Raw genomic sequence first — 12,294 nt, 5'->3', positions numbered from 1 at the left:
ACCTGGCGCGTATCACGAGCGAACATGGCATTGAGCTGCGTGTCAACCGCAGCATCCAAGCAGAGGGCGCTTTTGCTGACGTCAAGGCAGACAGGAACTACCGCCGCTTCCTGACAAAAGGGCATGTCAACGTAGAGGCAGAAACCATCCTGCTGGCAATGGCACATAACATTTTTAAATTGCATTGCAAAATACAGGCACAGCGATTAGGCGTGCACCTCATCCAAGTTGTGGCAGCAGCCTGAAACAGAACAGTGCAAAAAACGAGGCGATCGGTGACCGCCTGTTTCTTGCACTGTTTTTTATGCAATGATTATCACCAGTGTCAGATGACCGTGATTGAGGTCAAAGAAAACGGGGCTATCCGCACGAAAATGCTTTCGTGAGACAGTCCCGTTGAGTTTGCTATGATCGATGAGCCCTATCGGCATCAGTAGGTGGGGCTTTTTATGTGCAGGGGGGATGTAGGCCGAGAGAATCAATGGGCTAGGCCTTAGCACGTACGTATAGGCCGAGGACGTTGCAGTGGAAGTATAAAGCTGATATACTAGGAGAAGCAGGCTGTCGAGCAGGACATCGGCAGGGGAGCCGTGGGAACGGGATATATGTTTTCACGACTGGTTCAAGGAGGCAACTCATGGAGAAACGTTCCAATGCAAGGCGTGGCCCGTCTAGTCCACAACGAAAAAGCGGCGGGAATGGCAGACGCATCGTACTCGGTTTTTTCATCATTCTCTTGGTGATGCTACTTGGCATCGGTTGCGGTTTTCTGACTGCCAGCATGAATACAAAGCCGGATCTGGCGCATGATATCTTGCCGCCGGCTTCGTCGCATATCTATGATATCAATGGAAACGAGATTGCGAACATCCATGCGGATGAAAATCGTGAGCCAGTGAAAATCGCGCAAGTGCCGAAAAATTTGCAGAATGCATTCGTGGCAGTCGAGGATAATCGATTCTATGAGCATATGGGGATTGATCCACGCGGTATTTTGCGCGCGGTCTGGGCAAATCTTCGCGGGCGTACTGTCACAGAAGGTGGCTCGACGATTACCCAGCAACTTGCAAAGAACGCTTATCTGACGCAAGATCGCACGTTCAAAAGGAAGATTCAGGAGGTATTCCTCGCACTGCAACTCGAACGGCAGTATACGAAACAGGAGATTCTGGAACTTTATTTGAACCAGATTTATTTTGGCCAGGGGGCTTATGGCGTCCAGGCGGCGGCGCAGACATATTTCGGCAAGAATGTCGAAGATCTTACATTGAATGAGTGTGCGATGCTTGCTGGCATCCCCAAGAGTCCGAATTATTATTCGCCGCTTAACAATCTTCAGGCGGCGCAGGAACGCAAGGCAACAGTCCTGGATCAGATGGCGAAATATGGCTACATTACCCCCTCTGAGGCTGCAAAAACAAAGAAGGAACAGCTGGCTCTCGTGAAGCCGAAGCCAAAGGAGCACACGAAGGAGGCTTCTTACTTTGTCGATTATGTGACGCAGCTCATGATTGACAAGTATGGTGCGGATGCAGTCTACAAGGAAGGTTTGAAAATCTATACGACCATTGATATGGATATGCAGAAAGCCGCTGAGGCAGCGATGAAGAACCTGCCGAACGGTTCCGTCGATGGCAATGGCATTCAGCAACCGCAGGGAGCTCTTGTCGCTATCGATCCGCATAACGGTTATATCAAGGCGATGGTGGGCGGACGTGGCACGGATCAGTTCAACCGCGCAACGATGGCAGAACGTCAGCCCGGTTCGGCTTTCAAGCCATTTGTGTTCGCGGCGGCGCTTGAGAATAAGTTCACGCCGTCGACAGTCATTGACGATAGTCCTGTGAAAATCGGCGATTGGCAGCCGCAGAATTATGATCGTACCTTCCGCGGTAAGGTGACGCTGCGCAAGGTCGCAGAACAATCGCTCAATGTACCGACGGTCAAGATTGCGGAGAAATTGGGTATCGATAAACCCATCTACTACGCGCAGGAGATGGGAATTACTTCCTTTGTGTTAGACGGTCCGCAGAATGACCGCAACCTCGCGACAGCATTGGGCGGCCTTACGAAGGGGGTCACGCCGCTGGAGCTCACGAGTGCTTATGGGACGTTTGCGAACAAGGGCGTTCATGTGGATCCCGTCGCTGTGGTCAAGGTACTCGACCGCAATGGTAAGGTGTTGGAGCAAGCCGAGCCGAAACAGCGCAGTGTCATCAGCGAGGCGAGTGCTGCTGAACTAACAGACATGCTGGAGGGCGTCATCAATCACGGTACTGGCACGCGTGCCAAGATAGGTCGTCCCGCCGCAGGCAAAACGGGTACGACGAGTGATTACCATGACGCCTGGTTCGTCGGCTATACGCCGGATCTCGTTGCCGGCGTATGGGTCGGCAATGACAGCAATACGGCACTTAATGGGATGAGTGGCGGTCTGACACCGGCGATGATCTGGAAGGCGTTCATGTCGAGTGCGCTCAAGTCTACGCCTGCGAAGAATTTCGATGGCTCTGCAGCAGGCAGCAAGGGCGACTCGATTGGCGAGTTGGAGAATGACAAGAAGTCCGAGCTTAAAAAGGACACGAAGAACAACAAGCAGAGCGCGGGGAATGATAAGACAAAGCAGCAGGCACCACTACAACAGGAGGGGCAGCAGCCAACCGTTCCGGCACCGTCCCAACAACCAACAGCACCAGCAGCAAGTGTGCCTGAGCCTGGCGGCGGCGTCTCGAAGAGCCGGAATTGATTTCTTGTGAAATCGCATCTGGAGCACCATTGTCCGAGGAAAGTGTTTTCATTCATTTTTCTGGGAGTGTTGCTATTTAACGAGCATATCGACATGCCCGCAAGTATGCGATGCGATAGATATGTGATAAAGGAGAGAGTTTGTTGGCAAATGTATTTGATACGCTGGTAGAGCGCGGTTTTGTCGCGCAGTGCACAAATGAAAAAGAACTGCGAGAGCTTTTGGCGACGGAGCGTGTTTCCTTTTATATTGGTTTCGATCCGACGGCAGACAGCCTTCATGCAGGCCATTTCATTGCTCTCATGGCAATGGCGCATCTCCAGAAGGCGGGGCATCGCCCTATCTGCCTTGTTGGCGGCGGTACGGGGACGGTAGGCGACCCTTCGGGAAGAACAGATATGCGCAAGATGCTGACAGATGAGGACATCGAGCACAACTGCGAGTGCTTCAAGAAGCAGATTGCCCGTTTCATTGATTTCAGCGATGACAAGGCGATCATGGTGAACAACGGGGATTGGCTTAGAAAGCTCAATTATATCGACCTCCTGCGTGATGTCGGTGCATGTTTCACCGTCAACCGCATGCTGGCAGCGGAGTGCTACAAGCAGCGGTGGGAAAAGGGGCTCACGTTCCTGGAGTTCAACTACATGGTAATGCAGGCGTATGATTTCCTCGAACTCAATCGCCGTTATGGTTGCCGTCTGGAGATGGGCGGTGATGACCAGTGGTCGAATATCATTGCTGGGGTCGAGCTCAACCGCCGTAAGAATGGTACAGCCGTCTACGGTCTCACAAACAAGCTGCTGACAAAGAGCGACGGCAAGAAGATGGGGAAGACGGCTGGCGGTGCTCTCTGGCTCGATGCCGATAAGACGAGCCCATATGAGTTCTATCAGTATTGGCGTAATGTGGATGATGCGGACGTGGAGAAATGCCTGTCGCTGCTCACCTTCTTGCCGATGGAGGAAGTACATTGTCTCGCATCTCTCGAAGGCGCGAAAATCAACGACGCTAAGACAATCCTCGCCTATGAAGTGACGAAAATCGTCCACGGCGAGGAAGAAGCAAAGAAGGCGCGTGCTGGTGCGCAGCAGGTCTTTGGCGGTGCTGGCGCAGCAGAGAATATGCCGACCGTGCCGGTGGCATGTGGTCAGAAACTGCTCGATGTGCTAGCAGTTGGCAAAGTGTTTGCTTCTAAGGGAGAGGGACGGCGTCTCATCGCACAGAACGGACTTTCCTTGAATGATGAGAAGGTGCAGGACGTGGATTACATCTTGCAAGAGAGTGATTTTCACGATGGCACAGCGATTGTCAAAAAGGGGAAGAAGAAATTCTACAAGCTGGAAAAAGGCACAAAAGTGTGCTAAAATATACAAGTTAATGTTGATTGAAGGAGCGGTGTTTCTTTTATGTCAGGACATTCTAAATGGGCAAATATCAAACGCAAGAAGGGTGCAAATGATGCCATCCGCGGCAAGATCACGACGAAGATCGGTCGTGAAATCACGATTGCCGTCCGCATGGGCGGCGCGGATCCCACGGGTAATATGCGCCTGAAACTTGCCCTTTCTAAGGCAAAGTCAAACAATATCCCAAAGGATAATATCAAACGTGCCATCGAGAAAGGCCTTGGCAATAGCGAGGGCGGTAACTACGAAGAGCTTATGTATGAGGGTTATGGTCCGGCAGGCACGGCTGTCATGCTTGATATTCTCACCGATAACCGCAATCGTACGGCGGCGGATGTGCGCCATCTCTTTTCCAAATATGGCGGCAATCTCGGCCAGGATGGCTGTGTGGCCTGGATGTTTAAGAAGAAGGCGGTCTTTATCGTCGAGAAGGAAGTTTTTGATGATGAAGATGCCCTTATGGAAATCGTGCTTGAGGCTGGTGCTGAGGATATGAAGGCCGAAGATGAGGTCTTCGAGATTACCGCAGAGCCAGAGGCATTCGACGCCATCGAGCAGGCACTCGGAGAGAAGGGCATCGAGACGGCTTCCGCAGAAGTCACGATGGTTCCTGACACGACGGTGCATCTCGAGGGCAAAGATGCTGACAAGATGCAGCAGCTCGTCGATGCGTTGGAAGAGAATGATGACGTCCAGAACGTTTACAGCAACTACGATATTGACGAAGAATGATCTTCTTTCAGAACCAGCATTTCCTTCGCATGGTGATGGGCTCATTTTGTTGAGCCCATTTTCCTATATCAGAAAGGTTTTATATCATGTTAGCATTGGGGATTGACCCTGGTACGGCGATTTGCGGTTATGGCTTTGTGGAGACAAGGGGGAACCGCCTGATTCCGCATGCCTATGGCTCGATTTTTACGACGCCGGAGATGAGGATGGAAGACCGGCTCATGAAGATTTTTGACGAACTTGATGGGCTCATCAAGGAATATCATCCGGATGTCATGGGCGTGGAAAAGCTGTTTTTTAATAGAAATGTCACAACGGCGATTCCTGTCGGGCAGGCGCGCGGCGTCGTTCTGCTGGCTGCAGCAAAGAATGGCTTGCGTCTCGTAGAGCGGACGCCGATGCAGATCAAGCTGGATGTGACAGGGTACGGCAAAGCGACGAAGCAGCAGGTCATTTATATGGTGACAAAACTCCTGCATCTAGAGAAACCGCCAAAGCCGGATGATACGGCAGATGCACTTGCCATTGCCATTTGCACGACGTATTGTATGCATAGCATCGCTTGGAGGAATCAGCTATGATTGGTTTTTTGCGTGGCAAGGTGGCGTATCTCCTCGCAGATGATTGCCTGCTCGATGTCGGCGGTGTCGGTTATCGTGTCACGGTGTCAGGTATGACGCGCTCTAAGCTTCGTCAGGGAGAGCAGGCCATGTTGTTCACCTATCTCTCTGTACGCGAAGATGCCTTGCAGCTTTATGGATTCGCAACACAGGAAGAATACGATGTGTTCCTGCAGCTCATAGGCGTTTCCGGCATTGGTCCGAAGGTAGCGCTCGGCATCCTTTCCTCTACGACTGTCTCTGGTCTGTGCAGCGCCATTGCCAACAAACAAGCGTCGCTACTCACGAAGTTGCCGGGAATCGGGAAGAAATCAGCGGAACGGCTCATACTCGAGCTGAAGGATAAACTGGCGTTCGTAGGAATAGGAGACGGTGAGGAGGCGTTTGTTGAGGCTGCGCCCCTTGGCGACGGAATCCTTGACGAGGCCGCGGCAGCGCTGGCATCTCTCGGCTATACACCGGCAGAGACTGCACCAGTACTCAAGCAGCTTGGTACCTGCCAGACGACGGAGGAGGCCATTCGTCTGGCACTCAAGAAGCTGAGTCGGTCGTAAGTGGAAAAAGAGAAGGAGGAACGACGTGGCAGATCAGTTTCCATTCGATGAACCTGAGGGCAGAGTGATTTCACAGGATGAGCAGCCAGCCGATGATTGGCAGTACAGCTTGCGGCCGCATCGTCTGGCAGAGTATATCGGTCAGGAGAAAGCCAAGGAGAATCTCTCGATTTTCATTCAGGCCGCACTGTCGCGCGGCGAGGCGCTAGATCATGTGCTTCTCTATGGGCCGCCTGGTCTAGGAAAGACGACGCTCGCCGGCATCATCGCCAACGAACTGGGCGTGAATTTTCGCCAGACGTCGGGACCGGCCATCGAACGCCAGGGAGACCTCGCGGCGTTGCTCACGAATCTAGAAGAGCGCGACGTCCTCTTCATCGATGAAATCCATCGCCTGCCGCGCAGCGTAGAAGAGGTTCTTTATTCTGCGATGGAAGATTTCGCACTCGACATCATCATCGGCAAAGGGCCAAGTGCGCGTTCTATCCGCTTGGACATTGCGCCGTTCACTTTGATCGGTGCGACGACAAAGGCAGGAGCGCTGGCACCGCCGCTGCGCGATCGTTTTGGTGTGATTTCCCGTCTGGAATATTATACGCCTGATGCCCTTGTCACTATCATCACGCGTGCGGCAGAGATCCTAAAGATCCCACTGGAGCCGCAGGGGGCACTCGAGATTGCCAAGCGATCGCGCGGCACGCCGCGCATAGCGAATCGCCTGCTCAAGCGCGTACGCGATGTGGCGCAGATTGCGGGCGATGGCATCATCACGGATAAAATGGCGGACAAGGCGCTCAAGATGCTTGAAATCGACAGCTGCGGACTGGACCATACGGATCGTCGCCTGCTCATGACGATGATCCAGAAGTTTGCCGGCGGGCCGGTCGGATTGGACACGCTGGCGGCTGCCATCAGCGAAACGACAGATACGATCGAGGATGTCTACGAGCCATTCCTCATCCAGCTGGGATTCTTGAACCGCACGCCGCGCGGACGTGTGGCGACGCCAGCGGCGTATCATCACCTCGGCATACCTCTGCCGAGCGAGGGGAGAGGCTGACGCATGAAGCTGTTGTTACACATGTGCTGCGGGCCATGTTCCTGTTATCCCGTCAAACATTTGCGGGAAGCGGGGATTGAGCCTGTCGGCTATTTTTTCAATCCGAATATCCATCCCTATCGGGAATGGAAGCATCGACTCGATACGGCAAAGGAATTTGCGAAGAAGGTCGGCATGGAGATTCATACGGATGAGCATTATGCACTGCACGAATTCCTGCGCCGTGCGTTGCCTGCGGAGTCACGTCCCAACGGCCGCTGTACGATGTGTTATACATGGCGCTTGGAACAGACGGCGCGTTATGCAAGGGAAAATGGTTTCGATGCATTCACGTCCACTCTGTTTTACAGTATTTATCAGCAGCATGAGCTCATGAAGAAAACGGCGGCTCGTTTCGCTGAACAATACGGCATTTCCTTTCATTATGAAGATTTCCGGCCGGGCTGGCAGGAGGGCATCGATCTCAGCTTGGCCTTGGAGCTTTACCGCCAGCCTTACTGCGGCTGCGTGTTTTCAGAGGAAGAGCGCTACAGCAAGGAATACTTGAAACGCAAGCGAAAGGAGAACCGCGCGAAAAAACGTGCGCGGCTGGCGTCCCTGTCTGCACAGGAGGAGAAGAAAGATGACTGAGCATTCGATCCGCTTGTGGCGCTTCGCTTGCGCCGTACTCCTTTGCTGTGCGTGCTTCGTCGCCAGGCCTGCGATTCCGGCAAGTGCGGCTTGGCAACCTATGCTGGCTGTTGGTCTGCTGAAAGGGCAGACAGAAGTTTCCCTTTCTGTGCGGCAAGGAACGGCAAATCTTTTTGCAGACGGGAAGGCAGCAGGCAGTGTGCCCGACGGCGCGACGCTGCGTATTTCCCTGAGAACAGACAGTTTCCTCGTCAATGGCCGGAAAATTCCTGGCAGCACCTTCGTCGTCAAGCCTGTAGGCAAGGCCGTCCTTGCTGTCAATGGCAAGTTGTACCGTGGAAGTCTCCGCCTCCTTCGCCGCGGCAATACCATCCAGGTTATCAACGATGTGCAGACGGAGGACTATCTGCGAGGGGTGCTGCCAAGCGAGATGCCGCCGGAGTGGCCGCTGGAGGCGAAAAAGGCACAGGCCGTTGCCGCACGTACTTTTGCCCTTGCAAACCGCGGTCGGCACAAAAGCGAGGGATATGATCTGTGTACGACAACGCATTGTCAGTCCTATTCAGGAATTCAAGGCGAAAGAAATGCTAGTACCGCAGCCGTTGATGCTACGTTCGGGCAGGTGGCAATGTATCAGGGGCGCTTGATCGATGCCGTTTTCCATACAGATTCCGGAGGCATGACGGAAAACAGTGAAGATGTCTGGGGGACGAAAATCCCTTACTTACGTGCCGCATCAGAAGTGCGAAGGGCAACACAGCCTTGGCAGAAGGAATGGGCACTTTCCGTATTTTCTGCCAAACTCCATGCGAAAAGCGACGTGGGGACACTGAAGCGCATTCAACTGTCGCCGCTGCAAATCGGCAAAGCTACGATAGATCGCTCCGTTTCAGGGCGCGTGAAAACCGTTGCACTGGTTGGTGATCGCGGAACTTTGCGCCTAAGCGGCAATGAAATGCGCAACTTGTTCGGTCTCAAGAGCACCTTGTTCGATCTGCGGATCAGTGGTAATCGTGTCATCGCGACAGGGTACGGCTATGGGCATGGACTAGGACTCTCGCAATGGGGCGCTAAGTCATATGCGGAACAAGGCGCCTCTGCGAAAGATATTCTTGTACATTATTATCGTGATATACAAATCAAAGACCTATATAAAAAATAAGGTAGGAGATTTCAGATGCTATTAGAAGACTTTGATTACGATCTACCAGAGGAGCGCATCGCGCAGACACCGATGGAACCGCGTAATGCTTCGCGCCTCATGGTACTCAATCCCGTCGAAAAGACAATCTCTCATGATCATTTTTACAATCTAAAAAAATATATTGTGCCAGGGGATACCTTGATTTTCAACGATACGCGCGTCATGCCGGCGCGCCTGATTGGCCACCGCGATAAGACAGGTGGCAAGGTGGAAATTTTCCTGTTGCGCCGCCTGGACGCCGACCATTGGGAGACACTCGTAAAACCCGGCAAAAAAGCGCAGGTCGGCAATGTCATCAATTTCAGTGATGAACTTTCCTGTATCGTAACGGAACATACAGACTTCGGTGGTCGTGTGGTGGAATTCCATTATGAAGGTATTTTTGAGGAAATCCTCGATCGTCTCGGTGAGACCCCCTTGCCGCCGTACATTCACGAAAAACTGGAGGACAAGGAGCGATACCAGACGGTATATAATAGGGAGGAAGGATCTGCCGCCGCACCGACGGCAGGACTCCACTTCACCAAAGAGCAGATGCAGGAACTCGAGGATATGGGTGTTCATCTTGGCTTTGTAACCCTGCATGTCGGTCTTGGCACGTTCCGTCCGGTCAATGTCGAGAATATCGAAGACCATGAAATGCATAAGGAATTCTACCATATCTCAGATGAAACAGCGAAGCTCATCATGGACACAAAAAAAGCGGGGCACCGTGTCATCGCAGTCGGCACCACCTCCATCCGGACATTAGAGTCTGCTGCAACAGCGCCGGGCCAGATTGCGGGGAAAAGCGGGTGGACAGGAATCTTCATCTACCCTGGCTACCAATTTAAAATTGTCGACGCTTTGATTACCAACTTCCATCTGCCAAAGTCTACGCTCATTATGCTTATCAGCGCCTTTGCGGGCAGGAAATTTGTCTTGCAGGCTTATAAGACCGCTGTTGATATGAGATATCGGTTTTTCTCATTCGGGGATGCAATGTATATCGGAGCTCAACAGCCGGAGGAGGAACGGGAAAGGGAACTCTACGAGCTCGAGCACATGCACGACCACGAAAACGAATAAATTGCAAGTGCACAAACGCCCGCTTCCAGGAAGGAGGCGGGCGCCTTTTCATGCGTCATAGCGGAAGGAGTGCGTCATGCCGTTGCGGAAAGTGAGCTCTATCACCTTGCCGTCTTTACTGACGATACTCTCGATAATGGAACGAATGAAGTCCTTGAGCGCCGGGCGGCCTACGTCAGTGGTGAGCTGCTGAACATCGATGCGCCGCTCGCGAAGCGTTTTTTGCAGGAGCAGAGACGAGGCGCGGAACACGAACTGTTCATCTGATAGCGTAGAAGTAAAGAGAGATTTCTGCTCAAGGCGGTGCAACTGCTGCTGGCAGGAAGCAATCTTATCAGATATCTGCTGTTTCTTGAGTAGGTAGTCTTTTTGCGGCATAGGGCTGTCAGCGAAAAGAAACAGCTCGTCGAGACGGCCGAGCGCGCACTCCTGCTTCCGCATCTCGGCAATCAAGTCCGCCCTTTCCCGCGCCAACTTCTTCCCCTGCTTCTGCGTGCCATCATGAACGCGGGTATAGATACGCGCGCCGGACTGCGTGAGGAGCATACGGCGTAGCACTGCGATGGAAGAAGCGTCTTGGATACGGACGCCGGGGAGGCCGTCCGTCAGGATGCGCGCAATCTGCTGATCGCGCATAGACGGCTTAAAGACCTCCTTGAGACGCATCATATTGGCGATGTAGCGAAAAACAAAGCCGCCAACCTCTGGATCATAGGTGAACTTATTGTGGCAGCCTTTGTGGTGTCGCTTGCTCCCACAGATATAAACAGAAGGGCAGTAGCCAGCCATTCACGCGGCCGCCGTTCCACTGCTTATCCGTGGCGCGCGCAATCATCGTTGCCATAACGCGCTCGCTCGTCATATTGCGCTCCAGCTCGGCAAAGACGAGGATGATCTTGAGCATGGCCTCGCCCATCGCCGTGGACGTATCGAACTGCTCGTTCTTGCTGACGAACGTCACGCCGAGCTTCTTGCACCGCGCGTACATCGTCGCGAAATCCAGCAGATTGCGGCTGATGCGGTCGATCTTCCAGACCAGCACATGCAAGAACTCGCCGGACTCGATGCGCTCCATCATCGCCTGGAACGCCGGGCGGTCGGTATTCTTGCCGGAATACCCGGCATCCTCGAACACCTCATACTCCTCGATACCGAGGACGTACTTCGCGTAGTTTATCATATCCTACCGCTGCATTGGCAGGGAATCCCTGTCCACCTGGTGAAGTGTGGACACGCGGCAGTAAATCGCCGCCTTCTGTGCTCTTGGCATAGAGCTGCCTCCTCTCGGAGACTGGCAGATGTATCTATGCTCATTGTAGCAGCGCCGCGGGCGGCCGCGCGCACGCCGATGCGTGCGTCAAGGCGGCACAAAAGAAAAATAATGCACTTGGTAATACTTTTGGCATGCATTAACACGTGTTATAATATTCCTGTAAGGGGGGGAGAGATGATGAAGTAGACAGGGCACAGGTGAGCCCTGTTTCCTGTGAGAAGGAGATTATCATGGCGACAAAATTGATTTATCCGGCGGTGTTCCATCCTGAGGCGGACGGCGGCTATTCGGTAGATTTTCCGGATCTGCTCGGCTGTGTGACGGAGAGTGATACGCTCTCTGAGGCTATCGATATGGCTGAGGATGCGCTGGGCATCTACCAGTACTCTTTGAAAGAAGATAAGGAACCTTATCCCGAGCCGTCCGATTCGGCAGACATCAAGACGGAGGGCCGCAATTTCGTCTCTCTGATTGAATATGATGAAGTAACACAGCAGGGGGAGCAGTCCACTTGATCGTTTTCCCATAAGTAAAGACAGAGGAGGATGCGGTTATGAAATACGTATATCCGGCCATTTTAACGTAGGAAGACGACGGAATCATCGTATCCTTTCCGGACGTAGAGGGAGCGCGGGCAGATGGAGCCACGATGGAAGAGGCGCTTGAAAATGCTGATGACGTGCTCAACCTGATGCTCCTCACGATGGAAGAGAAACACATGGACACCAAACTGGCCTATACCCCGTTTGATGGACACTATAAACGAATGGTAAAATAAGACCATGAGGTGATGAGATAGTGTCCACGAAACAAAAGACCTATAGCAATGAATTTAAGGAAGAAGCAGTCAAGCGTGTAATGAGTGGCATTCCTGCCAGTCAAGTAGCTCGTGAGCTGGATATAAATGTAAATTCGCTTTATACCTGGAAGCAGCGGTACATGAAGCATCCCGAGCAGCCTTTTGTCGGCAGCGGGAAACTCCATAAAGAAGACGAAGA

General features: G+C 52.8%; 15 protein-coding genes. 13 read left to right on the top strand and 2 right to left on the bottom strand.

Features of this window, described 5'->3' with window-relative positions; translation table 11 throughout:
* The 10 genes from F599_RS0112245 to queA all read left to right on the top strand — a co-directional run.
* On the top strand, positions 1 to 245 hold a 245-nt coding region (locus tag F599_RS0112245), incomplete at its 5' end, for a transposase (RefSeq protein ID WP_019543801.1).
* Between the two features lie 392 nt (positions 246 to 637).
* Positions 638 to 2,746 (top strand): transglycosylase domain-containing protein, encoded by a 2,109-nt coding sequence (locus F599_RS0112240; protein WP_019543800.1) that lies wholly within the window; start codon positions 638 to 640, stop codon positions 2,744 to 2,746.
* A gap of 143 nt (positions 2,747 to 2,889) precedes the next feature.
* Positions 2,890 to 4,113, top strand: a complete 1,224-nt coding sequence (tyrS, locus tag F599_RS0112235) for a tyrosine--tRNA ligase (RefSeq protein ID WP_019543799.1) — start codon at positions 2,890 to 2,892, stop codon at positions 4,111 to 4,113.
* A 42-nt stretch (positions 4,114 to 4,155) separates the two neighbouring features.
* Positions 4,156 to 4,887, top strand: a complete 732-nt coding sequence (locus tag F599_RS0112230; protein WP_019543798.1) for a YebC/PmpR family DNA-binding transcriptional regulator — start codon at positions 4,156 to 4,158, stop codon at positions 4,885 to 4,887.
* Positions 4,888 to 4,973: 86 nt separating this feature from the next.
* The gene (ruvC, locus tag F599_RS0112225) at positions 4,974 to 5,468 is read left to right on the top strand and encodes a crossover junction endodeoxyribonuclease RuvC (RefSeq protein ID WP_019543797.1); all 495 of its coding nucleotides are present in this window, start codon (positions 4,974 to 4,976) and stop codon (positions 5,466 to 5,468) included.
* Complete coding sequence (gene ruvA, locus F599_RS0112220) at positions 5,465 to 6,061, top strand: Holliday junction branch migration protein RuvA (protein WP_019543796.1); 597 nt, start codon at positions 5,465 to 5,467, stop codon at positions 6,059 to 6,061. The genes ruvC and ruvA overlap by 4 nt, the downstream gene beginning before the upstream one ends.
* A gap of 25 nt (positions 6,062 to 6,086) precedes the next feature.
* Entirely contained in the window at positions 6,087 to 7,121 is a 1,035-nt protein-coding gene (gene ruvB, locus F599_RS0112215; protein ID WP_019543795.1) for a Holliday junction branch migration DNA helicase RuvB, read from the top strand.
* Positions 7,122 to 7,124: 3 nt separating this feature from the next.
* Positions 7,125 to 7,751 carry an epoxyqueuosine reductase QueH gene (locus F599_RS0112210; RefSeq protein ID WP_026327983.1) on the top strand — a complete coding sequence of 209 codons (627 nt, stop codon included), beginning with the start codon at positions 7,125 to 7,127 and terminating at the stop codon, positions 7,749 to 7,751.
* Entirely contained in the window at positions 7,744 to 8,913 is a 1,170-nt protein-coding gene (locus F599_RS0112205) for a SpoIID/LytB domain-containing protein (protein WP_019543793.1), read from the top strand. The genes F599_RS0112210 and F599_RS0112205 overlap by 8 nt, the downstream gene beginning before the upstream one ends.
* 15 nt (positions 8,914 to 8,928) lie before the next feature.
* On the top strand, positions 8,929 to 10,023 hold the full coding sequence (queA, locus tag F599_RS0112200; protein ID WP_019543792.1) for a tRNA preQ1(34) S-adenosylmethionine ribosyltransferase-isomerase QueA: 1,095 nt from the start codon (positions 8,929 to 8,931) through the stop codon (positions 10,021 to 10,023).
* A 48-nt stretch (positions 10,024 to 10,071) separates the two neighbouring features.
* Here queA and F599_RS0112195 read toward each other — a convergent pair whose 3' ends face one another.
* Positions 10,072 to 10,659: a hypothetical protein gene (locus F599_RS0112195; RefSeq protein WP_026327981.1), complete on the bottom strand. Its 588-nt coding sequence runs from the start codon at positions 10,657 to 10,659 to the stop codon at positions 10,072 to 10,074.
* Positions 10,660 to 10,744: 85 nt separating this feature from the next.
* A complete protein-coding gene (locus tag F599_RS0112190) occupies positions 10,745 to 11,203 on the bottom strand; it encodes a recombinase family protein (RefSeq protein WP_026327980.1) in 459 nt (152 codons plus the stop codon).
* 323 nt (positions 11,204 to 11,526) lie between these two features.
* Here F599_RS0112190 and F599_RS0112185 point away from each other — a divergent pair, with 323 nt between their 5' ends.
* The 3 genes from F599_RS0112185 to F599_RS15395 all read left to right on the top strand — a co-directional run.
* Complete coding sequence (locus tag F599_RS0112185) at positions 11,527 to 11,811, top strand: type II toxin-antitoxin system HicB family antitoxin (protein WP_019543791.1); 285 nt, start codon at positions 11,527 to 11,529, stop codon at positions 11,809 to 11,811.
* Positions 11,812 to 11,945: 134 nt separating this feature from the next.
* Positions 11,946 to 12,074: a hypothetical protein gene (locus tag F599_RS16210; protein ID WP_019543790.1), complete on the top strand. Its 129-nt coding sequence runs from the start codon at positions 11,946 to 11,948 to the stop codon at positions 12,072 to 12,074.
* Positions 12,075 to 12,094: 20 nt separating this feature from the next.
* The coding region (locus F599_RS15395) for a transposase (RefSeq protein WP_026327979.1) at positions 12,095 to 12,294 on the top strand (200 nt) is incomplete at its 3' end.

Origin of the sequence: Selenomonas bovis DSM 23594, from assembly GCF_000381005.1 — a bacterium.
Classification (GTDB): domain Bacteria; phylum Bacillota; class Negativicutes; order Selenomonadales; family Selenomonadaceae; genus Selenomonas_C; species Selenomonas_C bovis.
The sequence above is the reverse complement of the archived record's forward strand: the minus strand, read 5'-3'. Positions and strand labels throughout refer to the sequence as shown.

Coding starts and splice junctions, on each gene's coding strand:
- F599_RS0112240 (WP_019543800.1), top strand. CDS start 638: ATGGAGAAACGTTCCAATGCAAGGCGTGGCCCGTCTAGTCCACAACGA.
- F599_RS0112230 (WP_019543798.1), top strand. CDS start 4,156: ATGTCAGGACATTCTAAATGGGCAAATATCAAACGCAAGAAGGGTGCA.
- ruvC (WP_019543797.1), top strand. CDS start 4,974: ATGTTAGCATTGGGGATTGACCCTGGTACGGCGATTTGCGGTTATGGC.
- ruvA (WP_019543796.1), top strand. CDS start 5,465: ATGATTGGTTTTTTGCGTGGCAAGGTGGCGTATCTCCTCGCAGATGAT.
- F599_RS0112210 (WP_026327983.1), top strand. CDS start 7,125: ATGAAGCTGTTGTTACACATGTGCTGCGGGCCATGTTCCTGTTATCCC.
- F599_RS0112205 (WP_019543793.1), top strand. CDS start 7,744: ATGACTGAGCATTCGATCCGCTTGTGGCGCTTCGCTTGCGCCGTACTC.
- queA (WP_019543792.1), top strand. CDS start 8,929: ATGCTATTAGAAGACTTTGATTACGATCTACCAGAGGAGCGCATCGCG.
- F599_RS0112195 (WP_026327981.1), bottom strand. CDS start 10,659: ATGCGCGATCAGCAGATTGCGCGCATCCTGACGGACGGCCTCCCCGGC.
- F599_RS0112190 (WP_026327980.1), bottom strand. CDS start 11,203: ATGATAAACTACGCGAAGTACGTCCTCGGTATCGAGGAGTATGAGGTG.
- F599_RS0112185 (WP_019543791.1), top strand. CDS start 11,527: ATGGCGACAAAATTGATTTATCCGGCGGTGTTCCATCCTGAGGCGGAC.
- F599_RS16210 (WP_019543790.1), top strand. CDS start 11,946: ATGGAAGAGGCGCTTGAAAATGCTGATGACGTGCTCAACCTGATGCTC.